The sequence below is a fragment of the Rhizobium sp. O111 genome, assembly GCF_055616315.1.
The window spans coordinates 1,719,804-1,735,463 of sequence record NZ_JBSHXL010000001.1 but is presented as its reverse complement, the minus strand read 5'-3'; the positions used below and the strand labels follow the sequence as shown (position 1 = coordinate 1,735,463).

The 15,660-nt window shown below is 62.1% G+C and carries 13 protein-coding genes; 8 read left to right on the top strand and 5 right to left on the bottom strand.

Annotation, left to right across the window (positions count from 1 at the left end):
• Positions 1-169 precede the first annotated feature (169 nt).
• Positions 170-1,096, bottom strand: coding sequence for a pseudouridine-5'-phosphate glycosidase (locus ACVTFQ_RS08860; RefSeq protein WP_026283681.1), 927 nt, complete (start codon positions 1,094-1,096; stop codon positions 170-172).
• Positions 1,097-1,124: 28 nt separating this feature from the next.
• Positions 1,125-2,069 carry a carbohydrate kinase family protein gene (locus tag ACVTFQ_RS08855; RefSeq protein ID WP_111563534.1) on the bottom strand — a complete coding sequence of 315 codons (945 nt, stop codon included), beginning with the start codon at positions 2,067-2,069 and terminating at the stop codon, positions 1,125-1,127.
• A gap of 240 nt (positions 2,070-2,309) precedes the next feature.
• Here ACVTFQ_RS08855 and recA point away from each other — a divergent pair, with 240 nt between their 5' ends.
• From recA to ACVTFQ_RS08840, 3 genes are all read left to right on the top strand, one after another.
• Positions 2,310-3,386, top strand: coding sequence for a recombinase RecA (gene recA, locus ACVTFQ_RS08850; RefSeq protein ID WP_047512212.1), 1,077 nt, complete (start codon positions 2,310-2,312; stop codon positions 3,384-3,386).
• A 156-nt stretch (positions 3,387-3,542) separates the two neighbouring features.
• Positions 3,543-6,203 (top strand): alanine--tRNA ligase, encoded by a 2,661-nt coding sequence (gene alaS, locus ACVTFQ_RS08845; RefSeq protein ID WP_111563535.1) that lies wholly within the window; start codon positions 3,543-3,545, stop codon positions 6,201-6,203.
• Positions 6,204-6,552: 349 nt separating this feature from the next.
• The gene (locus ACVTFQ_RS08840; protein WP_146618504.1) at positions 6,553-7,347 is read left to right on the top strand and encodes a hypothetical protein; all 795 of its coding nucleotides are present in this window, start codon (positions 6,553-6,555) and stop codon (positions 7,345-7,347) included.
• A gap of 47 nt (positions 7,348-7,394) precedes the next feature.
• Here ACVTFQ_RS08840 and ACVTFQ_RS08835 read toward each other — a convergent pair whose 3' ends face one another.
• From ACVTFQ_RS08835 to ACVTFQ_RS08825, 3 genes are all read right to left on the bottom strand, one after another.
• Positions 7,395-8,024 carry a glutathione S-transferase family protein gene (locus ACVTFQ_RS08835; RefSeq protein ID WP_111563537.1) on the bottom strand — a complete coding sequence of 210 codons (630 nt, stop codon included), beginning with the start codon at positions 8,022-8,024 and terminating at the stop codon, positions 7,395-7,397.
• A gap of 96 nt (positions 8,025-8,120) precedes the next feature.
• The gene (locus ACVTFQ_RS08830; protein ID WP_111563538.1) at positions 8,121-8,567 is read right to left on the bottom strand and encodes a GNAT family N-acetyltransferase; all 447 of its coding nucleotides are present in this window, start codon (positions 8,565-8,567) and stop codon (positions 8,121-8,123) included.
• 80 nt (positions 8,568-8,647) lie between these two features.
• Entirely contained in the window at positions 8,648-9,859 is a 1,212-nt protein-coding gene (locus ACVTFQ_RS08825; RefSeq protein ID WP_047512202.1) for an NADP-dependent isocitrate dehydrogenase, read from the bottom strand.
• Positions 9,860-10,047: 188 nt separating this feature from the next.
• On the opposite strand from ACVTFQ_RS08825, the gene ACVTFQ_RS08820 reads away from it, so the two are divergent.
• The 5 genes from ACVTFQ_RS08820 (at position 10,048) to ACVTFQ_RS08800 (ending at position 15,629) form a co-directional block, all read left to right on the top strand.
• Complete coding sequence (locus ACVTFQ_RS08820; RefSeq protein ID WP_047512200.1) at positions 10,048-10,578, top strand: hypothetical protein; 531 nt, start codon at positions 10,048-10,050, stop codon at positions 10,576-10,578.
• Between the two features lie 108 nt (positions 10,579-10,686).
• Positions 10,687-12,654 (top strand): FUSC family protein, encoded by a 1,968-nt coding sequence (locus ACVTFQ_RS08815; RefSeq protein WP_111563539.1) that lies wholly within the window; start codon positions 10,687-10,689, stop codon positions 12,652-12,654.
• 59 nt (positions 12,655-12,713) lie between these two features.
• The gene (locus ACVTFQ_RS08810; RefSeq protein WP_111563540.1) at positions 12,714-13,544 is read left to right on the top strand and encodes an RNA methyltransferase; all 831 of its coding nucleotides are present in this window, start codon (positions 12,714-12,716) and stop codon (positions 13,542-13,544) included.
• Positions 13,525-14,328: a glutamate racemase gene (gene murI, locus ACVTFQ_RS08805; protein WP_111563541.1), complete on the top strand. Its 804-nt coding sequence runs from the start codon at positions 13,525-13,527 to the stop codon at positions 14,326-14,328. Before ACVTFQ_RS08810 ends, murI begins: the two co-directional genes overlap by 20 nt.
• 125 nt (positions 14,329-14,453) lie before the next feature.
• A complete protein-coding gene (locus tag ACVTFQ_RS08800; protein ID WP_111563542.1) occupies positions 14,454-15,629 on the top strand; it encodes an MFS transporter in 1,176 nt (391 codons plus the stop codon).
• The last annotated feature ends 31 nt before the right edge of the window (positions 15,630-15,660 follow it).

Sequence of the window (15,660 nt, the reverse complement as noted above, 5' to 3'; positions counted from 1 at the left end):
TGTGAGCCCCCCTCTGTCCTGCCGGACTGCCGGGGCCGAGCCGCTTGTCTCGACCCGTGCTTCGCGCCCCCCACAAGGGGTGAGATCGGCTAGGGGCGGCCGCTCGCTTCACTATTTGCGAAGACGGTCGGCTAATGGGGCATGCCGTGGCGGCACACCCCATCAAGTGTCAGGCGTTGAGCGCAACCGCGATTTCGCCGGCGAGGCGGGCGTTGTTTTCCACCAATGCGATATTGGTCTTCAGGCTCTGGCCGTCGGTCAGGTCGAAAATGGTGCTCAGCAGGTAAGGCGTGACCGCCTTGCCGGAGATTTCGTCGCGTTCGGCGCTGTCGAGCGCGCGCTGGATGTAGATTTCCATCTCTTCGGCCGGGATCTCGTCGGCTTCAGGCACCGGATTGGCGATCAGCATGCCGCCGTCGATGCCGAGCTGTTCGCGTACCGTCTGGAAATTGGCGATGGCAGCAGGGCTGTTCAGTGTCAGCGGGCTGCGCAGGCCTGATGAGCGCGACCAGAAGGCTGGGAATTCTTCGCTCTCGTAGGTGACCACAGGAACGCCAGCGGTTTCCAGCACTTCCAGCGTCTTTGGCACGTCGAGGATCGCCTTGGCGCCGGCGCAAACGACGATGACGCCGGTGCGGGCGAGTTCTTCGAGGTCGGCGGAGATGTCGAAGCTCTCTTCCGCACCGCGATGCACGCCGCCGATGCCGCCGGTCGCGAAGACCTTGATGCCGGCGCGTTCGGCGGCGATCATCGTGGCGGCGACCGTGGTGGCGCCGTGACGGCGCTCGGCGATCGCGAAGGCGAGGTCGGCGCGCGAGACTTTCAGCACATCCTTGGCCTTGGCCAGCTGCTCTAGCTCTTCGGCTTCAAGCCCGATGTGGAGGGTGCCGTGGATGACGGCGATGGTGGCGGGGACGGCGCCCTGCTCACGGATGATCGATTCGACGCTGCGGGCCATCTCGATATTCCCGGGGTAGGGCATGCCGTGGGTGATGATCGTCGATTCGAGCGCCACGATCGGCGCGCCGCGCTGCTTGGCGCTCGCCACTTCCTTGGAATAGGTGATCGGCAGCTTGGAGGAGAGAGTGTTCGTCATCGGATCTTCCATTTCGTCTGATTGGGTTTCAATGCAGAATTCTCGCCGGCGGGACAAGAGCCAGAGCCTGTTTCAGCAGATCGGCGGAGAGATTTTCGTTGACCGCATTGGGCGACTGGACCGTCAGCGCTGCCGCAGCGGCACCCTCGCGGATGGCCTCGCTCATCGGTAGCCCGCGCAAAAGTGCTGCGATAACGCCCGAGGCTAGGGAATCGCCGGCGCCGGTCACATCTGACACGTGCTCGACATTGGCCGGCTGCAGCGCCGCCACGTGGCCGGCGGAAAAGGCGATCAGCTCGCGCTGTCCCCGGGTGACGACACCGCCCCTGAGGCCTATATCACCGAGCAGTGACGGCCAATGGACGGGATTTTCCGGCCGCTCGCCGGTCAGCGCGGTGGCCTCGGCCTCGTTGAGGAAGAGATAGTCGATACCCTGCATGCAGGCCTTCAGCTTCACCGCCTTTGCCGGCGATATCGCGATCGCCGCTACCGGCTTGCCGAGCGCCTTGGCGCGTGTTGTGATCGAGACCAGCGTTTCCTCCGGCAGGTTGGCATCGAAGAGGATCATGTCGGTCGCCGAAAACGCGTCGCGCACCGAGCGGATCGACAGGCGGCGCGGCACAAACATGCGGTAGAGATCCATGTCGGCCAACGCGATCACCAGATTGCCGTCGCGCTCGATGATGGCGGTATAGCTCGGCGTCTTGCGGTCGAGAAAGATGAAGGGGCGATCGTTGACGCCGGCGAGATCGGCGGCTTCGCTTACCATCTCGCCGGTCGGATCACCGCCGCGCGGCGAGATCATGGTGACATCGAAACCAAGGCGGGCGAGGTTGCGGGCCGCGTTGAAGCCGCCGCCGCCTGCTTCCTCGAACCATGAGCCGGGGTTGCTGGCGCCATCGGCCGTGGCGCCCGATATGCGGCCGCGGCGATCGACATGGGCGCCGCCAAGCACGAGAATCTTCTTGCTCATCTCATCGCTCCGAAATGCCGTCTTGGCCGAATCGTGCGGCCTCCGGAAGCGCGGTCAGCCGCCGTCCAGGCGCTGTAAGCTCTTGCTTTGCATGGATAAAACAAATGTAGAACACAGGCCGTTTTACCTCTTTCTTTCAATGCTTTGAACGGCACTTGCGCAATGAGAACAAATGCGGTACAAAATCGACATCGGCGGCGACATTGCTTGAGCGGCTTCAATAACCTAAAGGTGGATCGAATGTCACAGAATACATTGCGGCTTGTAGAGGACAAATCGGTGGACAAAAGCAAGGCACTTGAAGCGGCACTCTCACAGATCGAGCGGTCGTTCGGCAAGGGCTCTATCATGAAGCTCGGCTCGAATGAGGGCGTGGTCGAGATCGAGACCGTTTCGACGGGCTCTCTCGGACTGGATATCGCACTCGGGATCGGCGGTCTTCCCAAGGGACGTATCATCGAAATTTACGGGCCAGAAAGCTCGGGTAAGACGACGCTGGCGCTGCAGACGATCGCGGAAGCACAGAAGAAGGGCGGCATCTGCGCCTTCGTCGACGCCGAACACGCGCTTGATCCGGTCTATGCTCGCAAGCTGGGCGTCGATCTGCACAATCTGCTGATCTCGCAGCCGGATACGGGCGAGCAGGCACTCGAAATCACCGACACGCTGGTGCGCTCCGGTGCCGTTGACGTGCTGGTCGTGGACTCGGTCGCGGCACTGACGCCGCGTGCCGAAATCGAAGGCGAGATGGGCGACAGCCTGCCGGGTCTGCAGGCGCGACTGATGAGCCAGGCGCTGCGCAAGCTGACGGCCTCGATCTCGAAGTCGAAGACCATGGTCATCTTCATCAACCAGATCCGCATGAAGATCGGCGTCATGTTCGGTTCGCCGGAAACGACGACGGGTGGTAATGCGCTGAAGTTCTACGCCTCGGTTCGCCTCGACATCCGCCGCATCGGCGCCGTCAAGGAGCGCGAAGAGGTGATCGGCAACCAGACGCGCGTCAAGGTCGTCAAGAACAAGATGGCGCCTCCCTTCAAGCAGGTCGAATTCGACATCATGTATGGCGAAGGCGTATCGAAGACTGGCGAGCTGGTCGACCTCGGCGTCAAGGCCGGGATCGTCGAGAAGTCGGGCGCCTGGTTCTCCTATAACAGCCAGCGTCTCGGCCAGGGCCGCGAGAATGCCAAGACGTTCCTGCGCGACAATCCGGAATTGATGCGCGAGATCGAAACGTCGATCCGCCAGAATGCCGGCCTGATCGCCGATCAGCTGCAAAATGGCGGTCCTGACGCGAACGATTCCGACGGCGAATAAGCCTCGATCCAGGATTGAATAGTTCAAAGCCGGCTGCATTCCTTGATCAGAATGCAGCCGGTTTTGTTTGTCTGCTGGACAGTGGTTAACGTCAGCGATAAAAGCCACTGAATTTTTAAGATTTGACCTGCCTTGGGCAGCACTGAAGGGCATAGCATGAGCGGTGTGAACGAAATCCGGTCGACCTTCCTCGACTACTTCAAGAAGAACGGCCACGAGATCGTTTCATCGAGCCCGCTGGTGCCGCGCAACGACCCGACGCTGATGTTCACGAACGCCGGCATGGTGCAGTTCAAGAACGTCTTCACCGGTCTTGAGCAGCGCCCTTACAAGACGGCGTCGACCGCGCAGAAGTGCGTGCGCGCCGGCGGCAAGCATAACGACCTCGACAATGTCGGCTATACCGCGCGCCACCATACCTTCTTCGAAATGCTCGGCAATTTCTCCTTCGGCGATTACTTCAAGGAGCAGGCGATCGAGCATGCTTGGACGCTGATCACCAAGGAATTCGGCATTGACGCCAAGCGTCTGCTGGTCACCGTCTATCACACCGACGACGAAGCCTTTAATCTCTGGAAGAAGATCGCCGGCCTCTCCGACGACAAGATCATCCGCATCCCGACCAGCGACAATTTCTGGGCGATGGGCGATACCGGCCCGTGCGGTCCCTGTTCGGAAATCTTCTACGATCACGGCGATCATATCTGGGGCGGCCCTCCCGGCTCGCCGGAAGAAGACGGCGATCGCTTCATCGAGATCTGGAACCTCGTCTTCATGCAGTACGAGCAGATCACCAAGGAAGAGCGCATCGACCTGCCGCGTCCGTCGATCGATACCGGCATGGGTCTTGAGCGCATCGCAGCGCTGCTGCAGGGCAAGCACGACAACTACGACATCGACCTGTTCCGCGCGCTGATCTCGGCGTCGGAGGAAGCAACCGGCGTCAAGGCCGAGGGTGAGCAGCGCGCCAGCCACCGCGTCATCGCCGATCATCTGCGCTCGTCCGCCTTCCTGATCGCCGACGGCGTCCTGCCGTCCGCCGAAGGCCGCGGCTACGTGCTTCGTCGTATCATGCGCCGCGCCATGCGCCATGCCGAACTGCTCGGCGCGCGTGAGCCGCTGATGTGGAAGCTTTTGCCTGCGCTGATCCAGCAGATGGGCCGTGCCTATCCGGAGCTGGTGCGCGCAGAAGCCTTGATCACCGAGACGCTGAAGCTTGAGGAAACCAAGTTCCGCACGACGCTGAAGCGCGGCCTGTCGCTCCTCTCGGATGCCACGACGACGCTCGGCAAGGGCGATATGCTCGACGGCGAGACCGCCTTCAAGCTCTACGACACCTATGGTTTCCCGCTCGACCTGACGCAGGACGCGCTGCGCGCCCGCGAAATCAACGTCGATCTCGCCGGCTTCACCGACGCCATGGAGCGCCAGAAGGCAGAGGCACGCTCGCATTGGGCAGGCTCCGGCGACAAGGCGACCGAGACGATCTGGTTCGAGCTGCGCGACAAGCACGGCGCCACCGAATTCCTCGGCTATGACACCGAGACCGCCGAAGGTGTGGTCCAGGCGATCGTCAAAGACGGTGCTGCGGTCGGCGAAGCGGCCAAGGGCGACAAGGTTCAGATCGTCGTCAACCAGACGCCGTTCTATGGCGAATCCGGTGGCCAGATGGGCGATGCGGGCGTCATTTCGTCCGATAACGCCAAGATCGAGATCACCGATACGCAAAAGCGCGGCGAGGGTCTATTCGTTCATACGGGCACCGTCGTTGAAGGTAGCGTCAAGGCCGGCGATGCGGTGGCATTGACCGTCGATCACGCCCGCCGCTCGCATATCCGCGCCAATCACTCGGCGACCCACCTGCTGCATGAGGCGCTGCGCGAAGTGCTCGGCACCCATGTCGCCCAGAAGGGCTCGCTGGTCACGCCGGATCGCCTGCGTTTCGACGTTTCGCATCCGAAGCCCATGACGGCGGAAGAGCTCAAGGTGGTCGAGGATATGGCCAACGAGATCATTCTGCAGAATTCGCCGGTCACGACCCGGCTGATGAGCGTCGACGACGCCCGTGCCGAGGGCGCGATGGCGCTGTTCGGCGAAAAATACGGCGATGAGGTCCGCGTCGTCTCCATGGGCCAGGGGCTGCATGGGGCAAAAACTGGCAAGCCTTACTCGATCGAACTTTGCGGCGGCACGCATGTGTCGGCGACCGGTGACATCGGTCTCGTGCGCATTCTCGGCGACAGCGCCGTCAGCTCCGGTGTTCGCCGCCTGGAAGCGGTCACTGGCGAAGCGGCTCGCGCCTACCTCGCCGAGCAGGACGAGCGCGTGAAGGCGCTGGCGACCTCGCTGAAGGTGCAGCCGGCCGACGTGCTGACGCGCGTTGAAGCGCTGATGGACGAGCGCCGCAAGCTTGAGAAGGAACTGGCGGATGCCAAGCGCAAGCTCGCCATGGGCGGCGGGCAGGGCGCTTCGGAAGAGGCCGTGCGCGATATCGGCGGCGTCAAGTTCCTCGGCAAGGCCATCTCCGGCGTCGATCCCAAGGATCTCAAGGGTCTCGCCGACGACGGCAAGGCCAGCCTCGGCTCCGGCGTTGTGACGCTGATCGGCGTCTCCGACGATGGCAAGGCCAGCGCCGTGGTCGCGGTCACCGCTGATCTCGTCGGCCGCTTCAGCGCCGTTGATCTGGTCCGTATCGCCTCTGCCGCGCTGGGCGGCAAGGGCGGCGGCGGCCGTCCGGACATGGCGCAGGCCGGCGGTCCGGATGGATCGAAGGCCGATGAGGCGCTCGAGGCCGTGGCGGCTGCGCTGGCTGGCTGAACGGCCGCTAGCAATTGCTTTTGAGATAAGTTTCTGCCGTTAGGTAACAATCTGACGGCAGGCTTGCTCTATTTGTAATAGCGGTTGCCTTGAGGTGGGGCTACGGCAGTCCAACACTCGCCATTAGGGTCGATGTGCGATCACGGAAATTGTATTGTAAGAGTATGGCTTAGGCGTCCATCAACTTGTGTTTGTTGTGGACAGTGTCCACGCCGCAGGAAATCGCGTCAGCGCGTGTTGTATAGATTGCATTTCTACTAGCGAGTGGATGATGGTCGCACTACCGCAGACAACGCGTTTTGGCGCCGTGAAGGTTAGCTTGTATACGCTCAGGAGGCTTTGGCGAGACTTGGACGCCGAGTTGCAGGAGCAAAGGAAGATCGAGCAGCATAATGCCGATATTCACCTGAAATCCGGCGAGAAAGACGAAGGTTTAGACGCGGCGTTTCGTGTCGCTTGCATTGTCACGCGTTCTGATAACCACCGCGATGTTCTCTACCATGAAGATGAGTTAGTCCAGCCGCCGGAAGGGGTGACTATTTCCTTTGTGCTGTTCACCAACATACTGGCCTTCAAGGAGGCGATGAACGGTATTGAGCCCCATCATCATTTTGAAGTTCTTCTCGACTTCACTCAGCCGCGACTACTTGATTCATCTGTTCCTCAATCCGATCCCACCCCTAATCCGAGTGGACTTCTGATCAGCGGTTCGCGGGCGGGGTGGCGTGCAGGCATTGAGAGCGCAGTTCGGAAACACATTAAAGAACGAAATCGCGTTTGGTCCTGGTTCCACGGTCAGTTTATCTATGATCTTTTCCTCGTTGTGTTCGGGATGCCTTTTGCGCTTTATGCCTGTTGGCGCCTTGCTCCGTTGGTGGACGGTCTTTTTGGTGGGCTTAGTCCCGTGGTGACTGGGGGAGCATTTGTCTACATCGGTTTTTGCTCGATCTGGTTATACCGACTTGTGTTCTCATATGCGCGCTGGGCTTGGCCGAAGGTTGAGCTAGCCGAACAGTCGACGCCGTCAAAGACGCATCGCCGGATACTCACGTGGGTTGTGGTCTTTGTCGCAACTGCCATGGTTTCCAATCTGCTCGATGTGCCGTTTGTCGGAGCCCTCGCGGGCGCAATCTTCGGTCGATGAGTGTCTGAGGTCGCATCGACACGCTAGTGCCCCTTATCTAAACCCGATCAGGCGCTCTTCTGCAGCGCCTTGGTGGCTTCGTCATCGATCATGTTCGCCCTCTTATAGGCGGCGCGGTCGGTGACGCGGGCGACGTAATCGGCAAAGGCCTGGCGCTTCTCGAAGGTGCCGAAGCCGAGGCCCCAGCCGACATGCGAGCCGACATAGACGTCGGCCGCCGTAAAACGGTTGCCGGCGATATAGGGCGAGGCGCTGACGGCTCTTTCGAGCGTGTCCATCACGTCGGCATAGCTGCCATAGCCCGCCATGCGGCTCTTGTCGGCCGGCGTGTGGAAGCCGAGCGCGCGGTTGGTGGTAGCTGCCTCCAGCGGCCCGGCGGCGAAGAACATCCAGCGATAGTAGCTGCCGCGCTCTTCGGCCGTCGGCGCAAGGCCCGCTTCCGGAAAGGTTTCGGCCAGATAGGCGCAGATGGCGGCGCATTCGGTGACGACAGTCTTGCCGTGGCGGATCGCCGGCACCTTGCCCATCGGGTTGATGGCAAGATAATCCGGCGCCTTCATGCTGCTTTCGAAGCCGAGGATCTCGGTCGTATAGGGCGCGCCGGTTTCCTCCAGCATCCAGCGGGCGATCCGTCCGCGCGACATCGGATTGGTGTAGAAGATCAGTTCGTCGGCCATGGTGTTCTCCTCGTTTCGCTTGATAACTGGCGCGGGTCAGCGGCGAGGCAACGTCTATGGCATGGCGACGTCAGATTTTGGCATTAGCGGCGCCGGTCAGAGCGCCTTGCGATACTGGATGAAGCCCGAGCGCTCGGCGATGCGGTCGTAAAGCTTGCGGGCCGTGGCGTTTGTCTCGTGGGTCATCCAGTAGAGCCGGCCGGCGCCGTGCTCGCGCGCGAGATCGGCGACGGCCTCGATCAAAGCCGCGCCGGTTCCAAGCCCGCGTTGGCTATCGTCGACATAGAGATCCTGCAGGTAGCAGGTCCATTTCGGCAGCCAGGTGGACCGGTGAAAGATCGCGTGCACGATGCCGACCAGCCTGCCGTCGCCATCGAAGGCGCCGAGTGCGTGCATCGGCTCCGCGGGGTCATGGAAACGGCCCCAGGTCAGGTCCGTGGTCTCCTCGGGGATCGTCACTTCATAGAAGCGCTGATAGCCGGCCCATAGCGGCTCCCAGGCGCTGCGGTCCGATGGCTTTAGCGGGCGGATCGTCGTGGTCATCTTGTTATTCCCCTCCTGATGTCCCTGAAACGAAAACGGCGGGGAAAACCCCGCCGCATCGTTCGCATATTTCAGATGGCTTATGCCATGGCCTTTTGCAGGTTTTCGTCGATCTTGTCGAGGAAAGCCGTGGTCGAGAGCCAGGGCTGATCGGGGCCGATGAGCAGCGCCAGATCCTTGGTCATGAAGCCGGCTTCAACCGTATCGACGCAGACCTTTTCGAGCGTGGCTGCGAACTTCGCCAGTTCGGCGTTGTCGTCGAGCTTGGCGCGGTGCGCGAGGCCACGGGTCCAGGCGAAGATCGAAGCGATCGAGTTCGTCGAGGTTTCCTGGCCCTTCTGGTGCTGGCGGTAGTGACGCGTCACCGTGCCGTGTGCGGCTTCGGCTTCGACGGTCTTGCCATCGGGGGTCAGCAGAACCGAGGTCATCAGGCCGAGCGAGCCGAAGCCCTGGGCTACTGTGTCGGACTGGACGTCGCCGTCGTAGTTCTTGCAGGCCCAGACATAGCCACCGGACCACTTCAGAGCGGATGCGACCATGTCGTCGATCAGGCGGTGCTCGTAGGTGATGCCGATTTCCTTGAACTGATCCTGGAATTCAGCCTCGTAGACTTCCTGGAAGATGTCCTTGAAGCGGCCGTCATAGGCCTTGAGGATGGTGTTCTTGGTCGACAGATAAACCGGCCACTTGCGCATCAGGCCGTACATCATCGAGGCGCGGGCGAATTCGCGGATCGACTCGTCGAGGTTGTACATGGCCATGGCAACGCCGGCGCCGGGAGCGTCGAACACTTCTTTCTCGATCACCTGGCCGTCTTCACCGACGAACTTGATGGTGAGCTTGCCCTTGCCGGGGAATTTGAAATCGGTGGCGCGGTACTGGTCACCGAAGGCATGACGGCCGACGACGATCGGCTTGGTCCAGCCGGGAACGAGGCGCGGAACGTTCTGGCAAATGATCGGCTCGCGGAAGATGACGCCGCCGAGGATGTTGCGGATCGTGCCGTTCGGGCTCTTCCACATCTGCTTGAGGTTGAATTCCTTGACGCGGTCTTCGTCCGGCGTGATCGTCGCGCACTTGATGCCGACGCCGTGCTTCTTGATGGCGTTGGCGGCATCAACAGTCACCTGGTCGTTGGTGGCGTCGCGGTTTTCGACCGACAGGTCATAATAGTCGATTTCGAGGTCGAGATACGGATGGATCAGCTTATCCTTGATAAACTGCCAGATGATGCGCGTCATTTCATCGCCGTCGAGATCGGCGACGGGGTTGGCGACCTTGATCTTCTTCATGTATCTGCCTCGTTAAGCTTTTGAGGGACATGCGTCCCGGGTGGGTGATATAAAATCCCGTGGGCTATAGCATTGTGCGCCCGGAGTGCAAAGCCGCAAGCAGGGCAGATTTGCGTCTTTTTGCGCCATTGCCAAGCGGCGGAAAATGGCTAGTCTCCGCGCAAAACCATTGCCTCGGACATTTGATCATGAAGACGATTTCGCTTGCCTTTGCCGCCTTGCTCGGCCTCACCGCCACGGTCTTCGCCGCCGACGCGACGGCGCCTGTCAAGGAGATCATGGAGGCCACGACCAAGAACTGGTCGGGCGCCGACGAGGACTGGCAGGATATCTTCGACGAGAGCAGGCTGACGCGGATTTACAGCAAGGATTTCGTCGCCAAGTACCGCGCGGCGATGCAGAACCCGGCGGCCGACGAGGATGGCGTGTCGCCGTTCGATTACGACGTCATCGTGAACGGCGAGGATGCATGCCCGCTGCAGGACATGACCTATACGCCGAAGCCCGGCGAGAACGGCGCGACGGAAGTGGTGGTTACGTTCAAAAAGCAGACCTGCATGGATGGCATCGACGACAAACAGGCGCTGACGACCGTGCGCTTCGAGGTGTTGGAAGAGGGGGGCAAGGCCGTTGTCGACGACGTATTCACCGAAGGCGACCCTGGCCAGCCGGCGAACTCGCTGAAGAACACCATGGTGCAGATCGCCAAGGGGCAGTGACGAGCTCTCGATTGGGGCGCTTTCGACGGCAAGATTGATTTGCTTTTAAGAGCCTTGGCGATATGTGAGCGGTGAAACACCATTCCTCCGCTCCGGGGCCCGAACTCTTTGTTTTCCGGTTTTGATTTCCGAGATTGGCTGCTTGCCAACGATCCGGCGCTGTCGCGGCTGAGGATGGCGCTACGCGTCACGCTGTCGGTGGCGCTGTCCTTCGGTGTTCTGCTGGTCATCCATTCGCTGCTGTTTCCGCTGCCGATAGCCTCATACGGGCTTGGGATCGTGCTGGCGATCGAGGGCGGCGTCGCGGTGCGCGACAAGGGCGGCGGGCGGCAGCTGGTGACGCGGCTTCTCGGCTGCGCCGCCAGTCTGGTGGTCGTGGTCATCGCAGCAGGACTGGAAGGGCACCGGCTTATCTCCGATGCTGCCTTTCTTCTGATCATCTTTCTCGCGGCGTCCGCGCGCGTCTTCGGGCCGCGCGGCCATGCGATCGGCATGTTCGCCTTTATGTCATATTTCCTCGGCGCCTATTTCCAGCCGCCGCTCGCCGAGCTGCCCTTGGTGGCGATCGGACCGATCGTCTCCTCGCTGATCGCGCATGCGGTGCGCTCCGTCGTGCTGCCGGATGACTGGCGGCGCGATCTCTTGCGGTCGCTCGAGAGCGTGCAGGGGCGGATCAACCAGATCCTCTTCAAGATCGCGGCACTTGCGGCGGATGGGCACGTTTCGGATGCAGACCGGCAGGAACTCAATCAGCTGGAGGAGCGGCTGAAGGACGTGGTACTGATGGCCGAGAGCTTCATTCCACGGCCCCCAAGCGGCATGTTCGATCCGGGCACGGAGCCGGCCGGCGAGCTGGCAATCCGCCTGTTTGATGCGCATCTGGCAGCCGAGGGGGCGATCATGCTCTGCTCGCAATCGCTGCCGCCCTTCGAACTGGTGCATCGGATCATCGAGGGCCACAAGGTGCCGCCGCCCGCCGAAGATGACGAAGGGCCCTCGGCCGAGGCGACACGGGCGCTGATCAGGCTCGGCAATGCGCGGGCTGAGCTTGTCGAGACCATCGGCGAGGGCAACCGGACAGGCTTTGCCGATATCGCCGCGGTGGCCGAGGCGCCAGTTCAAGCATCGCTTCCGGATTTCTCGTTGCGCAATCCGCTCATGCGCTCGGCGCTGCAGATCACCGTCGCCGCGGCGATCGCCATGACGCTCGGTCTCGGCCTGTCGCGCGAGCGCTGGTTCTGGGCGGTGCTCGCCTCCTTCCTCGTCTTCACCAATACCAATTCGCGCGGCGATACGGCGATGAAGGCGCTGCAGCGTTCAGTGGGCACTCTGTTCGGCATCGGTATCGGGCTTCTGCTCGCGACGCTGCTCAGCGGCCATCTGGCTCCGGCGCTGGTGATCACCAGCCTCTCCATTTTCCTCGCCTTCTATTTCCTGCAGACAAGCTATGCGACGATGACCTTCTTCGTGTCGATCGCGCTTTGCCTGGTTTACGGGATGATCGGATCGCTGACGCTGGATCTCTTGTTGCTGCGCGTCGAGGAAACCGCGCTCGGCGCGGCGGTCGGCACGCTGGTCGCCTTCGTCGTCTTTCCGGCCCGCACCCGCGGCGCGCTCGACCTCGTGCTCGACAAATGGTTCGCGGCTTTGGACGCGCTGCTCAAGGCCACCGCCGCTGGCGAGCCGCGACACAGGCTGATCGACCTGTCGCAGACACTGGACGCCGCCTACAAGGATCTGGCGACGACGGCACGGCCTCTCGGGTCGTCATGGTCGGTTGTCACCAAGCCGGGACAGGTACGGCAAACGCTGGCCATCTTCCTCGCCGCCACCTACTGGGCGCGAATGATGGCGAAGAACCGGGAGGCGTCGATCACCAGTGATGACGCGCGCCAATTGATCGACGCAAGCCTCGCCCGCGTTACGTCCGCCTCGGCGCGCCGCTCGGAATGCTTCTTCGTCGATCGCAAGGTCCCCGTGTCGAGCGCACGCCACCATCCGCATGCCAGCAAGGGATGGCGGCAGGGGCTTGAGATGATCGGCTTGACGCTGGAGCGGCTGTATCCGGACGCATAAGCCTTGCCGTTTAAGCCCGTCTTGGCTATTTGCGCGCCTAGCAAAAGGATTTTGACTTCATGGCAGGCACGAACAGCGAGCGTCTTCTTCTGACGGAAGGTCCCGTCATCATTCTGGTCGAACCGCAGATGGGCGAGAATATCGGGATGGTGGCGCGGGCCATGGCGAATTTCGGTCTCTCCGAACTCCGCCTCGTCAACCCGCGCGACGGATGGCCGAATGAGAAGGCGCAGGCTGCCGCTTCCAAGGCCGATCATGTGATTGAGGGCACCAAGGTGTTCGAGACGCTGGAAGAGGCCATCGCCGATCTCAATTTCGTCTATGCGACGACGGCGCGCGAGCGCGACGGTTTCAAGCCGGTGCGTTCGCCCGTGGTGGCGGCGCAGACGTTGCGTGCGCGGTTTGCGGCGGGTGAGGGGACCGGCATCCTCTTTGGGCGCGAGCGCTGGGGCCTCTCCAACGAAGAGGTGGCGCTGGCCGATGAGATCGTGACCTTCCCTGTTAACCCCGCCTTTGCCTCGCTCAATATCGCGCAGGCGGTTCTGCTCATGTCTTACGAGTGGATGAAATCGGGCATGGAGGATCTCGGCAGCGTTCCCTTCCAGGCGATGGAGCAGACGCCATCGACGAAGGAACAATTGCACGGGCTCTACGACCAGTTGGAAGAAGCGCTGGATTCGCGCAATTATTTCCATCCGCCCGCGAAAAAGCCGAAAATGATCGACAATCTCCGGGCAGTCCTTTCCCGCCGCGCCTTCACGGAGCAGGAAATCAGCGTGATGCGCGGCGTGATCTCCTCCCTCGACCGTTTCTCGCGCAAATATCCGCGCGGAAGCCGGGCGCCCGCAGACGTCAAGGAACATCAGGAAGATGACAACAGCGACGCATGAGCTGAAACCCGTCCTGGTCTTCGATTCAGGTATTGGCGGGCTGACGGTGCTGCGCGAGGCGCGCGTGCTGATGCCCGAACGCGGTTTCATCTATGTCGCCGACGATGCCGGCTTTCCCTATGGCGGATGGGAAGAGCAGGCGCTGAGGGAGCGGATCATCGATCTCTTCGCGAAGCTGCTTCGCGAGTACGACCCCGAGGTCTGCATCATCGCCTGCAACACGGCCTTCACGCTTGCCGGCGCCGATCTGCGCGCGGCATTCCCGGGCATGACCTTCGTCGGCACCGTGCCAGCGATCAAGCCGGCGGCGGAGCGGACGCGCTCGGGCCTCGTCTCGGTGCTGGCGACACCCGGAACCGTCAAGCGCGCCTATACGCGCGATCTCATCCAGTCCTTCGCACAGCAGTGCCATGTGCGCCTCGTCGGCTCGGAAAACCTCGCCCGCATGGCGGAGGCCTATATTCGCGGCGATACGCTCTCCGATGAAGCCGTCATGGGCGAGATCGCCCAGTGCTTCGTCGAGAAGGATGGCAGGAAGACGGATATCGTTGTGCTTGCCTGCACGCATTATCCGTTCATGGCGAATATCTTCCGGAGACTGGCGCCGTGGCCGGTGGACTGGCTGGATCCGGCGGAAGCTATCGCCCGGCGGGCGCGCAGCCTCGTTCCTGAAGTGGCCGATGCCGTCCATCCCGACAATTTCGACTTTGCGGTCTTCACCTCGGGCAATCCGGATTTTTCGACGAAACGGCTGATGCAGGGATTTGGTCTCACCGTCCGGTGACCTCGTCCCATGGCAGCGATCTTTCGCGCTGTCGGCGCTTTCCTTCGCGATGCCGATATCGCAAGCTCTGAGATGGAGAATCGTTCGCGGGCTTCGGCTCCCTAACGCGAACAGGGGAATGTCTTATGTCGTTTCAAAGACTTGTGATGCTGATCTTCTTTCTGCAGCCGATCGCCTTCGGCAGCTGGCTGCCGCGCATTCCCGATGTGCAGGCAAAGCTCGGCATGGGGCCGGCGGATCTCGCCGTCGCGCTGCTCGGGCTGCCGATCGGCACGCTGATGACCTTGCCCTTCGCCGGCCGTCTGGTCGCGAAAATCGGCGGACGCGCGACGATCATTTATGGTTTCGTTGCCTTTCTCGCGGTGGTCTCGCTGCCGGCCTTCGCCGACAATATCGCGACGCTGTTCTTCGCGCTGATGATCCTCGGCGTCACGCTGTCGACGCTCGAGCTCGGCCTCAATGTCGAGGCCGACCGGGCGGAGAAGACGACAGGCCTCATGATCATGAGCCGCTGCCATGGCTTCTGGAGCCTCGGCATCATGGCGGGCAGTCTGCTTGGCGTCGGTGCCGCGGCGTTGCATCTGCCGGCGAACTGGTCGATCGCCCTGATCGCGCTGCTGGTGCTGCCGATCGCGCTCCTCGTCAGCGTGCGGCTGCCGCTCGGCCCCGATCCGGCGGCCGAGACGTCGCATGCGCAAAGCGCACCGTTCAAGCTGCCGAGTGCAGCACTTCTCGGCATCTGCGCCTTCACCTTCGGCATCACCATGACCGAGGGCGCGATCGCCGACTGGTCGGCGGTCTATCTGCGCGACGTGCTGTTTGCGACCGGCGCGCTGACCGGTCTCGGCTACTCCGTCTTCGCCTGCCTCGTGGCGACAGGGCGTTTCGGCGGCGATTACATGAAGAGCCGATTCGGCGCCGTTGCCATCGCCCGGGTCTGCGGCTGCGCGTCGCTTGCCGGCATGGTGGTCGTGCTGCTCGCTCCGAACACGGCGGTGGCGCTGATCGGTTTCGCAGCGATCGGCGTCGGCGTCTCGGTCGGCTTCCCGCTGGCGGTTACGGCATCGGCCAGCCTGACGGACCGGCCGGCAGCCGCGAGCGTCGCCATCCTGACCTTTATCGCGCTTAGCGGCTTCCTCGTCGGCCCGCCGGCGATCGGTTTCGTTGCCGAAGCCTTCGGCCTGCGTGTCGGGCTGGGTATCCTGCTCATTCCGCTTGCCATCAGCCTGCTCTTCACCCGCATGCTGATACCCAGCGCAGAGAGCCATGCAAGCGCGGTTGTGGCGGACAAGGCGGCGTGATTCGAAAAGGTGTGATTGGTTGTGGGTTTTG

Bases quoted from the DNA above. Each gene is read 5' to 3' on its own strand.
- ACVTFQ_RS08860 (WP_026283681.1), bottom strand. From the start codon at position 1,096: ATGACGAACACTCTCTCCTCCAAGCTGCCGATCACCTATTCCAAGGAA.
- ACVTFQ_RS08855 (WP_111563534.1), bottom strand. From the start codon at position 2,069: ATGAGCAAGAAGATTCTCGTGCTTGGCGGCGCCCATGTCGATCGCCGC.
- recA (WP_047512212.1), top strand. From the start codon at position 2,310: ATGTCACAGAATACATTGCGGCTTGTAGAGGACAAATCGGTGGACAAA.
- alaS (WP_111563535.1), top strand. From the start codon at position 3,543: ATGAGCGGTGTGAACGAAATCCGGTCGACCTTCCTCGACTACTTCAAG.
- ACVTFQ_RS08835 (WP_111563537.1), bottom strand. From the start codon at position 8,024: ATGGCCGACGAACTGATCTTCTACACCAATCCGATGTCGCGCGGACGG.
- ACVTFQ_RS08830 (WP_111563538.1), bottom strand. From the start codon at position 8,567: ATGACCACGACGATCCGCCCGCTAAAGCCATCGGACCGCAGCGCCTGG.
- ACVTFQ_RS08825 (WP_047512202.1), bottom strand. From the start codon at position 9,859: ATGAAGAAGATCAAGGTCGCCAACCCCGTCGCCGATCTCGACGGCGAT.
- ACVTFQ_RS08820 (WP_047512200.1), top strand. From the start codon at position 10,048: ATGAAGACGATTTCGCTTGCCTTTGCCGCCTTGCTCGGCCTCACCGCC.
- ACVTFQ_RS08810 (WP_111563540.1), top strand. From the start codon at position 12,714: ATGGCAGGCACGAACAGCGAGCGTCTTCTTCTGACGGAAGGTCCCGTC.
- murI (WP_111563541.1), top strand. From the start codon at position 13,525: ATGACAACAGCGACGCATGAGCTGAAACCCGTCCTGGTCTTCGATTCA.
- ACVTFQ_RS08800 (WP_111563542.1), top strand. From the start codon at position 14,454: ATGTCGTTTCAAAGACTTGTGATGCTGATCTTCTTTCTGCAGCCGATC.